The sequence below is a fragment of the Vibrio sp. H11 genome, from assembly GCF_004804295.1.
Taxonomy (GTDB): Bacteria; Pseudomonadota; Gammaproteobacteria; order Enterobacterales; family Vibrionaceae; genus Vibrio; species Vibrio ostreae.
Genome location: NZ_SSHN01000001.1, coordinates 483503 through 496637 on the forward strand (window position 1 = coordinate 483503; position 13135 = coordinate 496637).

At 48.8% G+C, this 13135-nt stretch carries 10 protein-coding genes; 6 read left to right on the forward strand and 4 right to left on the reverse strand.

Annotated features, from left to right (window positions below; translation table 11 throughout):
- Nucleotide 1: 1 nt before the first annotated feature.
- Nucleotides 2-1072, reverse strand: a complete 1071-nt coding sequence (locus tag E6C74_RS02410; protein ID WP_136483005.1) for an aromatic ring-hydroxylating dioxygenase subunit alpha — start codon at nt 1070-1072, stop codon at nt 2-4.
- A gap of 269 nt (nt 1073-1341) precedes the next feature.
- Here E6C74_RS02410 and E6C74_RS02415 point away from each other — a divergent pair, with 269 nt between their 5' ends.
- Nucleotides 1342-2031 (forward strand): GntR family transcriptional regulator, encoded by a 690-nt coding sequence (locus E6C74_RS02415; RefSeq protein WP_136483007.1) that lies wholly within the window; start codon nt 1342-1344, stop codon nt 2029-2031.
- Between the two features lie 60 nt (nt 2032-2091).
- Here E6C74_RS02415 and pdxY read toward each other — a convergent pair whose 3' ends face one another.
- On the reverse strand, nt 2092-2949 hold the full coding sequence (gene pdxY / locus E6C74_RS02420; protein WP_136483009.1) for a pyridoxal kinase PdxY: 858 nt from the start codon (nt 2947-2949) through the stop codon (nt 2092-2094).
- A 420-nt stretch (nt 2950-3369) separates the two neighbouring features.
- Between pdxY and E6C74_RS02425 the strand changes: the two genes are divergently transcribed.
- Entirely contained in the window at nt 3370-4752 is a 1383-nt protein-coding gene (locus tag E6C74_RS02425) for an MFS transporter (RefSeq protein ID WP_168796934.1), read from the forward strand.
- 135 nt (nt 4753-4887) lie between these two features.
- On the opposite strand, the gene E6C74_RS02430 is transcribed toward E6C74_RS02425, so the two are convergent.
- Nucleotides 4888-6603: a S8 family serine peptidase gene (locus E6C74_RS02430; RefSeq protein ID WP_136483014.1), complete on the reverse strand. Its 1716-nt coding sequence runs from the start codon at nt 6601-6603 to the stop codon at nt 4888-4890.
- A 333-nt stretch (nt 6604-6936) separates the two neighbouring features.
- Here E6C74_RS02430 and E6C74_RS02435 point away from each other — a divergent pair, with 333 nt between their 5' ends.
- Complete coding sequence (locus E6C74_RS02435; RefSeq protein WP_240798112.1) at nt 6937-8442, forward strand: EAL domain-containing protein; 1506 nt, start codon at nt 6937-6939, stop codon at nt 8440-8442.
- Between the two features lie 53 nt (nt 8443-8495).
- Here E6C74_RS02435 and E6C74_RS02440 read toward each other — a convergent pair whose 3' ends face one another.
- Nucleotides 8496-9968 carry a fructuronate reductase gene (locus E6C74_RS02440; RefSeq protein WP_136483016.1) on the reverse strand — a complete coding sequence of 491 codons (1473 nt, stop codon included), beginning with the start codon at nt 9966-9968 and terminating at the stop codon, nt 8496-8498.
- Nucleotides 9969-10167: 199 nt separating this feature from the next.
- Between E6C74_RS02440 and manD the strand changes: the two genes are divergently transcribed.
- From manD to E6C74_RS02455, 3 genes are read left to right on the forward strand one after another with little or no spacing between them, the layout of a single operon-like run.
- The gene (gene manD / locus E6C74_RS02445; RefSeq protein ID WP_136483018.1) at nt 10168-11376 is read left to right on the forward strand and encodes a D-mannonate dehydratase ManD; all 1209 of its coding nucleotides are present in this window, start codon (nt 10168-10170) and stop codon (nt 11374-11376) included.
- A 20-nt stretch (nt 11377-11396) separates the two neighbouring features.
- Entirely contained in the window at nt 11397-12077 is a 681-nt protein-coding gene (locus E6C74_RS02450) for a FadR/GntR family transcriptional regulator (protein ID WP_136483020.1), read from the forward strand.
- A gap of 9 nt (nt 12078-12086) precedes the next feature.
- Nucleotides 12087-13100: a Zn-dependent oxidoreductase gene (locus E6C74_RS02455; RefSeq protein WP_136483022.1), complete on the forward strand. Its 1014-nt coding sequence runs from the start codon at nt 12087-12089 to the stop codon at nt 13098-13100.
- Nucleotides 13101-13135 lie beyond the last annotated feature (35 nt).

Below are 13135 nucleotides of genomic sequence, written 5' to 3' on the forward strand. Positions count from 1 at the left end.
CTTAACTGGCTTGTGCTTCACACGTGGAGAGAGCGCTCTCAGCCTGGCTGCGTTCTTGTTGCAGCATTTTGTCAATCATGCGTCGTGCCTGAACGCCACCGGCATCAATATCAAGCTTGAGTAACTCACGCTGTGGGTTATCGGACAGGTTGCGTTGCTGACGTTCCAGCATTTCCAAATCTTCACTGAAAATGGTGTGCTGGCCGGCACGGATTTGCTCAGTTAACTGCACATCATCGGTTTTGAAGTTGCGCGCCATGCCCCAGAAATACCACATACTGGTTTCGCTCTCTGGAGTAATAAAGTCGACGACAATACTACCGGCTCTCACATCCTGCGCAGAGTCAAACCCGCCGCACCCGGCCAGCGCCACGCCGACATCAATTAACACGTGGCTTGGCGGAGTAAAACGGCAGATTTGCCAGCGATCTACATCGGCGTTTGGATCCAATCCATTGGCTTCCATGCCCAGTTGCCAGAACGGCGGGGCTTTAACCGACTCCATCATACGTGATGTGGTGACCTGATCTCCTTCTAGACGGGTGCGGACCGGAGCTTCGTCGATCTCCTTCTGGCCAATACTCGACGCATGGACGTAAGTTTCGTGAGTAAGATCCATCAGGTTATCAATCATCAGCTGATAATTGCAGTTGATATGGAACAGGCCGCCGCCATAGGCCCAGTCAGGGCTTTCAGCCCACTCCAGATAAGGAATGTCTGCCGGATCGGCAAGCGCGTTCTCGCCCGGCCAGATCCAGATGAATCCGTGGCGCTCTTCAACCGGGTAAGAACGTACGCACGGAAAGCGAGCTACACGTTGTTTGGGCATTGAGGCGGTTTGGCCGTCCCGGCCCATTCTCAGGCCATGGTAGCCACAGACCAGAAGGCCGTCTTCGACATAGCCCAGAGATAGCGGTGCACCACGATGCGGGCAGAAATCCTGCACCGCAGCGACTCTTCCCTCGTTGTCGCGGTAAAAAGCGATCGCTTCACCGCATATTGTTCTAGCCAAAGGTTGTTGTTCAAGTTCATCAGGAGTACAGGCAACGTACCAGCAGTTTTTAGGATACATAGATGGGTTCCTCATGTTATTTTTATGTTTGTTTTTTGTTTTTCAATTGTTTTATTGGATCCAAAATAGCATTAATATGAGGGTAATCTAGCCAGTTTTGTCAATTTTGGGATCCAATAGGCAGGTTGCGTCGAATGGACGAAAAACGGGTGAAGTGTTTGTTTGGGTAATCATTTAACTTTCAATTAGTTAAATTTTATGGTGTTGTAAATATTCGCAAAGCAGCGATTCGGCTACGACTAAAGTATGAGTGAAATCAGGAACAACCAATGGCAAATGCAGGGATAGAGGTCATTTCAACTCTCAGACAAATGATTGTCTCTGGGGAGATGGCTCCAGGTGAACGTTTGGCGGAAATCCCCACCGCTGAGCGGCTTGGTGTGTCACGCACTCCAATCCGAATTGCCTTTCGTGCTCTTGAGCAGGAAGGGCTAATCAGTAAGTTGCCCGGCAGAGGCTATCGGGTGCGGCAGATTACCGCAGAATCGGTGGCCGGGGCGATCGCAGTACGCGGTGTGCTGGAGGGATTGGCGGCACGTCAGGCGGCAGAAAAGGGATTGTCAGAAACGCAATTGGCCGGGCTGCAACAATGTCTGAGTATCGGCGATGCAATTTTTTCGAAAGGCTATGTGACTCGCGACGATTTGAACTTATATCACGAGATCAATCAGCAGTTTCATGAGTTGATTCTTGAGGCCAGTGACAACCCGGCTATTGCTTCTTCGCTGCAGCGCAATGAGCATCTGCCGTTTGCTTCGGTCAGTTCATTGACCTTCAATTTTGAGCAAATGGAACAGGAGTTTCGGCGATTTAACTTTGCTAATATGCAACATCATACTGTTGTTGATGCAATCGTTCGCCGGCAAGGCGCGCGAGCAGAAGCGATAATGCGTGAGCATGCCAACGTGACATTAAATTATGCGGAGGTTTTTGCTGAGGATTCACGGCTCAGGAAGTAAAGCACAGAGCACTCGATAGTGGTGTATAACGCGAGTGCTCTGTTGGATGGTCGTTATTGGTTAGGCAATCTTGTCGGTAGCAAAGCTGTGGGTTGGATTGACGATCTCATCCTGGCCCAGCACGGTCATCAGTTCCCACTCGCCATGCGCCTTGGTCACTTCCATTACGCCGTAAACGGCATTGTTGGTATGCGCGAAGGCTTCAAGTGGAGAGCGGCCTTTGACCAGACACGCGGTAAAGATGCCGCTGATCAAATCGCCCACGCCGACCGGAGCTTTGTCAAACGGCAGTTCCGGGCGCTGAATCAGATAGCAGCCTTCTTCTGTTGCCAGGATTGAACTGAACATCTCATCTGAAATTGAGTGCAAATGTTTGACCAGCACAATTTTAGGGCCGAGCTCAAGCGCTTTATTACAGGCGGCGATCGCATCGTTCAGTGAGTGAATGTCCATACCGGTAAAGGCGGTCAGTTCAAACTGATTTGGCACAATCACATCAGCGATAGGCATCAGGTTCTGAATTAACTGTTCGGCCACACCGTCTGACACAATACAGCCTTTTTTTGGATCGCCCATGACCGGGTCACACACATACAGCGCGGACTCATTTTGCTGCCTAATTTGTTTGACTGCGTCTGCAACGGCCAGGCATTGCTCGGCGCTGCCCTGGTAGCCGGAAATAACCGCCTGACACTCAGCAAGCTGGCCGATGTTGTTCAGACCTTGGATCAGAGTGGTAATATCATTGGAATCAAAACTCTTCCCGGTAAAGCCTTGCGGGTACTGGGTGTGGTTGGAAAACTGAACCGTGTGAATCGGCCACACTTCTAATCCCATACGTTGAATCGGGAAGACGGCAGAACTGTTGCCGGCATGACCAAATACCACATGACTCTGGATGGATAAGATTCCTTTCATGACTCTCTCTGTTAAATAACGCTATTGACGCAACCTGAAGCGGGTGCAGTGATTTATGGCACCTAAACATACCCTCAAACGCAGTAGTGTCAAACGCTATCTGCATGCTCACGCTATATTGTCTGGTGAACGCCGGCTTTCTCGCTCCGATTGAGCTAAATTGTGGGTAAGGAGTGAGCAAGGTCGGGGAAAATACGTGGAACGACTCAAAGCAACCGTTTGCGCTAAGTTTAGTGCTACGATTGAGGCTAAATGAATATATTTGGCTGGTTCTATTATTTACTTGAAATAAATTCATAACCTTTATGAGTAAACTCACCTTGCTCACTGGCGCACAGCAAGTGAATATGCAGACTTTCGGCCGTATTTATGTCTCAGGTTGTATATCAGCCTTGTTTTGCTTTTTTGAGGATAGCCGCCATGACCCAGTTAGCCGTGGATCCACGCACTCGCATTGACGAGTCACCGATGACCTGGATGCAGGTTGTGATTGTCACCATCACGGTATTGTTCAGTGCTGTGGATGGCTTCGATGTACTGGCAATTAGTGTGTCCGGCTCTGGCATTATGGCGGAGTTTGGCCTCGATCGCGCAGGGCTTGGCGCCGTGCTGTCGATGGAACTGCTGGGGATGGCGCTGGGTTCTATTGTGCTCGGTGGCGTGGCGGATAAAATCGGCCGTCGCAAAATGGTACTGGGTTGTTTGGCGGTGATGACCAGCGGCATGTGGTTGGTTGCTCACGTTGAGAGTATCGAAATGCTGTGCGCCTGGCGGGTTTACACTGGTCTCGGCATCGGCGGGCTGCTTTCAACCACTAATGCGGTGGTGGCAGAATTTTCCAATAAGAAGCAGCGCGGTTTGTGTATTTCTCTGATGGTGATTGGTTATCCGCTGGGCGGTATCATCTGTGGTCTGATCGGCAGTGTGGTGCTTGAACCGGGTGCGGTGAACTGGCGTGATATGTTTTTAGCCGGCGCGGTGATTTCAGTCGTGATGATCCCGTTCAGCGCTCTGCTACTGCCAGAGTCGGTCGAATGGCTGTGCCGCGTTCAGCCTCAGCAAGCATTGGCACGTGTCAATCAGGCGCTGATAAAAATTGGTCATGCGCCGGTACAAGCGCTGGCATGCAAACCGGCGGCAGAGCACAAAACGTCGATCCTGGATATTTTTTCGCGAAAGTTGCTGGTCGCGACACTGCTGATGACGCTGGCCTACCTGTTTCAGATGATCACTTTCTACTACGTCCTGAAATGGACGCCGACCATAGTGGTTCAGATGGGGATTGGCGCAGCATCCGCTGCTGGTGTACTGTTCTGGGTCAATGTCGGTGGTGTGCTGGGCGGATTGCTGTTTGGTCTGCTCAGTCAAAAAATCGGCCTTAAACCACTGACCATGGCGATTCTGGTCCTGACGTCAGGTGCGGTGACCTTGTTTGGCCGCGCGGAGCCGCAGCTCGCGCAGCTCAGTTTATTAGCGGCGCTGGCGGGCTTTTTTGCCAACGCGGGGGTGTCGGGCATTTACACTCTGGTGGCGTATGTCTTTCCGACTCATGTTCGCGCGACCGGTACCGGCTTTGTAATTGGTGTTGGCCGTGCGGGCGCTATTATCGCGCCGTGGCTGGCGGGTATTCTGATGCAGCAAGGGCTGGATGATGGTAGCGGCTTAACAGAAGTATTGTCCTATGTGGCCTTGCTGATGGGGCTCTGTTCGTTGCTCGCTGCAGCAGCGCTGTTGTTTCTTCCATATCACCAGCGGGCAGACAGCGCCCGGCAAAGTCAGGCGGAACTGGTTGAAACCGTCTGATTCAATATGAGCAAAGCCTCATTAAAGGGAGGCTTTGTGGTTTGCAGGTGGTGGTTGTTTGCATGTGTTAGTTGGTTGCCGAAGCTAATTGTCTGCAGAAGCTAATTGTCTGCAGAAGTTAATCGACTGCGACGGCTATGGGAATGAGACACATCGTTCGGTCTCGCTCCAACTGGTGGCGCTGCTGGCGATGTTCGTGACACAGAAACTGAATGTGATGCTGCCTTTTGCTGAGTATTGTGATGTAAACACGGCATTACCGGCACTGTCAGTCACCTGTGTGACGGATGTGTGGCTGTCGACGTCAAAATCGCCTTGCACCACCGCGCCGTTGACCGGATGACCCAGATTATCTCTGACGGTGACAGTAACCCGCCCCTGTTTGCTGCCTTTGCCAGCATTGACGGTTTCTGCCAGGATGGCAGTGACAGAGTGGGTTTCGGCGATGATCGGAGCTGAGCCGTAGTTTAATGCAGCCAGCAAGTTGACCCGGCCATAGATTGACCAGGCATGAAAGTTTTGACCGAGTGTTCCAATCGGATCGGCACTGCCTTCAATTGCGGCGCGAATCTGCGCGTTAGTTAACTGCGGATACTGAGCGGCCATCACTGCGGCAACACCTGCCACGTGAGGTGCGGCCATCGAGGTGCCGGATTTATAATCGTAACAGTCACTCGGGTCATCAGCAGGTTGACCACAAGCACCACCCGGAACAGTAGATAAGATAGCGGTTCCCGGTGCCAGAACCGATACCCAGTGACCAAAAGTGGAGTAGGCGGCCAGATTGTCATGATAGTCCGTTGCGCCAACAGCGATCACTTCATCATAGCCGGCAGGATAATAGACCTCTGATGAATAAGCATTACCTGCGGCACCAATGATCACCAGCCCTTGGTCCCAGGCATATTTAATCGCCGTGCCCAAGGTTGACGATACTTCTGTCCCGGCCAGGCTGATATTGATGACTCTGTACAAGCCGGAGTCAGCAACATAAGTCAGTGCGCTCGCGACATCCGCATCCTCGCACTGACTGATGATAATACCAAGCCACGCTAAGCTGATGTCTTCCCAACATACTTTCATCGCACCGATTTTTGCTTGCGGTGCAACGCCAGCGATGCCGATGCCATTGTTTGTGGTTGCAGCAATAATACCAGCGACATGAGTACCGTGGCCGAGAACGTCTTCCGGGCCGGAACCATGAGAGGCAACGAAGTTGATTTCTTCAATACACTTACCGGCTAAATCAAGGTGAGTACAGGTGACACCACTGTCAATTACCGCTACCGCGACCTCAGCCTGGTTGTTTGCTGCGGCCCAGCCCTCCGGTGCGTTAATGTCTGCATCAGGTGTGGCCTGATAAGCAGGAACAATTAAATTTCCTAACGCATCTGCTACGGCGCCAAACGCCTGACCTGTGTTGTGAAGGCCATACTGTTGATCAAAGTTGTTGCTGATTCCCAAGCCGGGCTCGCTACCTTCGTTGGTGGCGGGAAAATAGAGCGGCCGAACATAGTTAGGTTCTGCGTAGACAACATTGGGATTGTTGCTGTACAGCGCAATGGCAGCGGAGACCGATCCTTTGGGGACTTGCACCACATCAACGCCAATGGATTCAATGCGTTTTCTCACGTTGCCCTGAGCTTGAGTATGGGCTGAACGTCTCTCATCCGCTGCCGAGCCGGGCTTAAACTTTACCAGTACAGTGTCTTCAGAGGCTCGGGTCTGCAATGCCTGAGCTCGGGTCTGCAATGCCTGAAATGGTTGGGCGGCTTGAATACACATAGGTAGCATAGCCAAGGTCAGTGCCATCCAGAGTGAACGGGGGAGTCTGAAAGCGCGAGAAACCATAAGTCATCCTTAGCTTAATTTTTACAATTATGGCAATTGTCCAGCGTCATAGCGGGAAAAGGTGTAAGTATTATTGGTTAACTTTAGACACTGAAGATGGCTTATTCGAACCGATTTTAGCGCCGACAACTGCTGTTGTGGCGAAAGTTCCCCTAATTCAGATAATTAAGTAACAATTCTATCATTAATTATTTTTTTATCCGGATTCTCGGTCACCGTTGCTGGACGGAATATGATTGGCACGTTCATCATGTTTGTGATTGACCGCAATATCATTTATCGAAAAATCAACTACATTGATGATTCTAATCGCCGTACTTATTTAGGATTTCAGTGAACAAATTCGCATTTAAAGGACTGTTGTTTTCGTTGTTCATGGTCGCGATACTGTCTGTGGTGACTTTTATGGCGTATCAGGTTCAGCAGGAAAAGCAGCAAGAATTTGCGCAGGACATGCTGGAAAACTCGGAGCTGGTGACCTCGCAGGTGATTGCGGTGCTGGCAGAGGCCGATGCACTGGGCGGAGGGGGGTGCGAAGAAGAGAATCTTAATGTGCTCAGAAAGTTGGTACACAAAAACTCAGAAATCTATGACATGGGTTATATCAATGGTATTCAGGTTTCCTGCACGGCGAACTGGGGGACTTTTACACCCATAGAGATAGAGGCCAAAGAGGTATCCGCTTTTAAGGGTTATCGTTTCTATTCTGATGCGTCCAATCTGTTTGAGCTGGATGATAAATACAATATCACGATACTGAACAACGTTTTTACCGTCAGTCTGGCGACGCCTTATACACGTAAAGTGCGTCAGATGCCGGATTTTGAGTTTGATGTTACCTCGTCCAGAAATAATCACGTTTTCATTGCTTATTCTCCTCCTAATCTTGATGGTGAACAGTTCGGAATTGACTTAGATACCAACATCTGCAGCCAGAAATACAGTTACTGCGTGAATACCCATAATCCTAACGCAGGGCTGTTTTTCTACTCCGGCAAAGTGATTTTGGGCGTTACCGTGATTTGTGGGCTGTTTTGCTGGTTACTGACTTATTCATTCTGCGCGTTTTTGCAGAGGCGCAATGCGATGGAAGTGCGCTTTCGTCAGGCGCTCAGGCAGCAGACACTTTATATGGAGTATCAGCCGATAGTTTCCGTTGCCGACAACCAAATCATCGCGGTGGAAAGTTTGGTGCGCTGGGAAGACAAGGTGTTCGGTAAAGTGTCTCCGGAGCTGTTTATCGGTATTGCGGAAAAGCTTGCCTTGTATCCGCGGCTGGCTTACTTCACCGCCCAGAGAGCCATTATTGAAATGACGCCCGTATTAAAACAGCTGCCGTACTTTTCTGTTAGCATCAATATTGGCACATTTGAAATTCAGGATACGAGATTTTTGCCATTTCTTAAGCACTTGGTCGATGAACAAGGCATCTTGCCCGAACAGCTTAAAATTGAAATTACCGAACGTATTGCTGTGCCACTTAAAGAACTGGCTGATTTTTCCGAACAGGCCCGGGCAATGGGTTTTATGGTTGTACTGGATGATTTTGGCACCGGCGTATCGAATCTGGTGTGGCTGACCGAAATCGACTTTGATTACATTAAAGTTGACCGGGTATTTGTTAATGCACTGAACTACGATCTGAAAAAGGACATGGTGTCACCGGTTATGGAATTGGTGACCAGTCTGCAAAAAGAAGTGGTGTTTGAAGGCGTTGAAACTGAACGTGAATACCAGATGATACAAAAGCATTGCCCGACCGCATTTATCCAGGGTTGGTATTTTTATAAATCGATGCCTTTTTATGAACTGAATAAGTTGCTCAATCGTTATGGATAACGCAGGAAGAATCATATTTGTCTTCCTGCGTTGCCTTAATCGTATTGCTACTGTTAGAACCGTTGAGGGCGTTCAGAATTCTGTGTCGCTTTAATTAACTCTGATACGGCGCGTTTTGCCCCTATCAATTCAACCCGTTGATAGGCTTGCGTCACAGCATCAACAAACTGGTATTGAGCTGGCAGCTCACTACCAAAGATTGCAGGTATGTCTAACAGAGTTCTTACTCTCGCGACCTCGTTGTTACAGCTATGGAAACGGTTATAAAGTTCTTCAGCTTTAGGATCTCGCACATCAATTCGTTGCCCTTTTTCATCCACTCCGCCGACATATTTGATCCAGGCAGCGATAGCGAGTGCAAGATACGGATATTCAGATTGGTGTGTAATATGCCAGGATACAGATTCTAGCATTCGCTGTGGTAGCTTTTGGCTGCCATCCATCGCAATTTGCCAGGTACGATGTTTGATGTTTGGATTGCTGTAACGTTCAATCAGGGATTGCGCGTAGGCTTGCAGATCAACCTGTTGACCTATAGACAGTGTTGGTGCTTGTTCTGCCATCATCAGATTGTAGGCTGCCTGTTTAAATTCACTATCTTGCATACAGTCTGAGATATGCTCATAGCCTGCCAGATATCCCAGGTAAGCAAGAAATGAATGCGAGCCGTTGAGCATGCGCAGTTTCATCTCTTCGTAGGGAAGGACATCATTAACCAGTTCAACCCCGACTTTTTCCCACTCCGGGCGGCCAGCTGCAAAGTTGTCTTCTATTACCCATTGTCTGAAGGGTTCACAAATAATACCGCATGGTTCATGTTCTCCCACCAGGCTATCGATTTCCGCTTGTGCTTCTTCACTAAGCGCAGGAACGATTCGGTCCACCATGGTCGACGGGAAGGTAATGTGGTCTTGGATCCAGAGTGCGAGTTGAGGATCAACGATTTGGGCAAAGTCGACTATCGCATTTTGAGTTTTACGGCCGTTCTCCGGCATGTTATCGCACGACATCACACTAATCGGAGTCAGGTTACGCTCCATACGTCGTTTTAAACCCTGAACGATGCAACCGATAGCGGACTTTGGCTCATTAAAATTGTCCAGGTCAATTTTAATGAATGGGTTGTTTGTATCGAGACGTTCACTATGCAGATCAATGCCATAGCCTTTTTCGGTGATAGTGATTGAGACTATGCATGTCTCTGGCGCAGCAATCTTTTCGATGATTTTCTCGTGGCCATCGAGTTTCAGATGTAAAGACTCACATACTGAACCGACAGTCTTGATACTAGGACCGTCGACCCCCTTCTCAACTACAGTAAATATATGATTTTGTTGCCTTAAATTCTCTATTAGCTTGTCTCCACCCAATAAACTGATTTCACAGTACCCCCAGTCGGATTGACTGATTTGTGCCAGCTCATCTGCAAAGAGAGCCTGGTGCGCACGGTGGAAAGCGCCAAATCCAATGTGGACGATTTTGGGCTTTAACTGACTTCTTGAATATAGGTTATGGAATACAGGCATAACGGTTCTCTGATACGTTGTTGGGAAAGTCACTCTATTTTGACCTGAGAACCTTAAAAAAGTGTGATCCAATTTGTAAAAATTGTACAGACCAATTTTGTTAAATTGGAATCACAGCTTGGATCACAAAATAAACCAAGATTTATCGCTTTAATAACATCTGTTGATAGAAACTCATGTTGATGGCCAGGAGAATGAAATGAAAATTACCAATGCCAAGGTGATTGTCTGTAGCCCAGGAAGAAACTTTGTCACGTTGAAGATTGAAACGGACGAGGGCATCTATGGATTGGGAGATGCAACGGTAAACGGCAGAGAGTTGGTGGTCGCGAAGTATCTCGAAGAGTATGTCATTCCTTCTTTGATTGGTCGCGACGCCGGGCGCATTGAAGATATCTGGCAATTTTTCTACCGCGGTTATTACTGGAAGAAAGGTGTGATCGACATGTCAGCACTAGCCGCAGTCGATATGGCGCTATGGGATATCAAAGCGAAAGCGGCTGGCATGCCACTTTACCAGTTACTCGGTGGCAAAAGCCGGGAGTACATCAATGTTTATACCCATGTTAATGGTGAAACCGTTGACGATGTTTTAGAGGGATTTGCTGCTGCGCTGGAGAAAGGCTACAAGTTCATCCGCATTCAATGTGGTGTGCCTGGTTTGGCGAAAACCTACGGAGTGTCTAAGAAGGGGGAGGCATACGAACCTGCTAATGCCAGCCTGCCGGAAGAGCAGGTTTGGGACACCACCAAATATTTCAATAGTGTCGAAACCGTATTCAAAGCGGTACGTGAAAAATTTGGTTATGGCGTGGAATTGCTGACTGACGTCCATCATCGTCTGACGCCAATTGAAGCTGCCCGATTGGGCAAAATGCTTGAACCCTACCGTCTGTTCTGGATGGAAGACGCGACGCCGATTGATAACCAGGAAGCATTCAAACTGATTCGTCAGCATACCACCACTAAGTTGGCGGTAGGCGAAGTGACCAGTTCAATTTTTGATGTCAAAGATTTGATCACAAACCAGCTGGTCGATTATATCCGCACCACTATCGTTCATGGTGGCGGGATTACCCACGTCAGACAAATAGCCCAACTGGCCTCTTTGTACCAGATTAAAACGGGTTTTCACGGTGCGACCGATTTGTCTCCGATCACCATGGGATGTGCGTTGCACTTAGGCACTGCAATCAATAACTTTGGTATTCAGGAACATATGGCACATTGCGATGTGACCGAATCTGTCTTTACTCATGCTTACCAGTTTGATCACGGTACATTCCAGCCTGGAGAAGTTCCGGGGCATGGCGTAGACATCAATGAAGCACTTGCCGCAAAATACCCATACAAGAGAGCGAGTTTGCCTGTAAACCGCTTGGAGGATGGCACACTTCATCCATGGTAACCAAATGAGGCACAGTAACGGTGAGTGAACGTTTATATATAAAAATTGCGACTGACATTTTAGCTCAGATTAAGCAAGGGGTGATTACGGTCGGTGAACGTATTCCGCCTGAGCGAAAGCTGGCTGATGAACTCGGTGTGAGTCGCACTGTTATCCGCGAAGCGATGGTATATCTGGAGTTACTCGGAGTCGCAGAAATAAGAAAGGGCTCAGGAGTTTATGTGATCCATGAAGAGCCGATTCATTTACCAAAAGAGCTTCCGGATGTTACGCCGTTTGAAGTGACTGAAGCACGACGCGTTCTGGAATCCCAATTGGCGGCTATTGCCGCTGAAAAGGCCAGTGATGGCTTGATTCAAGAATTGGAACAATGCGTGATTTTGATGGAATCGGCCAAGCGTTTCTCCCGGCCGGAACTACGCAAAAGTGCCTCGGTTGATGCGGATATGCAATTTCATGTGCTGATTGCTCAAGCCAGTGAGAACCCGTTGCTGATCAAGTTCCATGCGGAACTTATGCAGAATCATATGGGAGGCGAGATGTGGGCCCGTTTGAATATCATGGCGGACGAGCCCGCAGAACGCGGAGTCTGGACTGACGATCATCGCAAAGTATTAGAAGCGATTAAGGCGCACGATCCCGAGGCGGCTTACAACGCAATGCAGAATCACCTAAATAATGTGATTTCTGAAATAACGTAGGACAACTGTATGAAATCTCTTGTTATTCAAAAACCGAATCAATTCCAGATGGTGGACAAGGTTCAACCGGAATGTGGGGCGGATGAGGTCGTAGTTAAAGTGGCATATGCGGGGGTTTGTGGCTCAGACATGCATATTCTGCATGGCAACAACCCGTTTGTGGTTTATCCGAGAATCAGTGGTCACGAATTTTCTGGTGTGGTTGCTGAACTAGGTAACGATGTGTCGGGACTGGCTATAGGCGATCACGTCGTGGTTGATCCGGTCATTAACTGTGGCCACTGCCGCCCATGTCGTAACGGCCGCGCCAACAGTTGCCTGAATCTGCAGGTTATTGGTGTTCATCGCGATGGTGGTTTCTCTGAATATCAAGTCGTTCCAGCCGGTAATGTTTATCCGATTTCCAACAAAATTCCATTGAAGCAGGCAGCCTTGGTTGAGCCTTACACTATAGCCGCTAACGTATTTGAACGCCTCAGACCTTGCGATGGCGACAGCGTGCTTATCTATGGTTCGGGTGTGATTGGCCTGACTCTGGTGCAAGTAGCAAAAGTGCTTGGCATTCCGTCGATTGTGGTTGACATCGTGGATGAGAAGTTAGCGGTGGCGAAGCAGCTGGGTGCTGAGCATGTCATCAACTCTAAAAAGCAGGATGTCGAAGCTGTAGTGATGGAATTGACCGGCGGCGAGGGAGTTCCGTTGATTGCTGATGCCGCTTGTATTCCATCTCTGGTACCGCAAATCCTGCGTCTGGCTGCTCCAGCTGGCTCCATTTGTCTGCTTGGTTTCTTGTCTGAGCCAAGTGAATTGATGCAAATGGAAGTGATTAAGAAAGAGCTGACGATTGTGGGGTCACGTCTGAATAACAAAATGTTTGCCAAAGTGATCCCATGGATTGAATCAGGGCAGTTGAATACTGAGGCTATCGTTAGTCATGAATTTGCTTTTAGCGAGTTCTCTGAAGCGGTCAAACAGTTAGAAAACTCGCCGGAATCTACGCGTAAAGTCATCTTAGCGTTTTAAATCCACCGATACCCTACACATTAAAATATAACTAT

Coding starts and splice junctions, on each gene's coding strand:
- E6C74_RS02415 (WP_136483007.1), top strand. CDS start 1,342: ATGGCAAATGCAGGGATAGAGGTCATTTCAACTCTCAGACAAATGATT.
- E6C74_RS02430 (WP_136483014.1), bottom strand. CDS start 6,603: ATGGTTTCTCGCGCTTTCAGACTCCCCCGTTCACTCTGGATGGCACTG.
- E6C74_RS02440 (WP_136483016.1), bottom strand. CDS start 9,968: ATGCCTGTATTCCATAACCTATATTCAAGAAGTCAGTTAAAGCCCAAA.
- manD (WP_136483018.1), top strand. CDS start 10,168: ATGAAAATTACCAATGCCAAGGTGATTGTCTGTAGCCCAGGAAGAAAC.
- E6C74_RS02455 (WP_136483022.1), top strand. CDS start 12,087: ATGAAATCTCTTGTTATTCAAAAACCGAATCAATTCCAGATGGTGGAC.
- E6C74_RS02425 (WP_168796934.1), top strand. CDS start 3,370: ATGACCCAGTTAGCCGTGGATCCACGCACTCGCATTGACGAGTCACCG.
- pdxY (WP_136483009.1), bottom strand. CDS start 2,949: ATGAAAGGAATCTTATCCATCCAGAGTCATGTGGTATTTGGTCATGCC.
- E6C74_RS02410 (WP_136483005.1), bottom strand. CDS start 1,072: ATGTATCCTAAAAACTGCTGGTACGTTGCCTGTACTCCTGATGAACTT.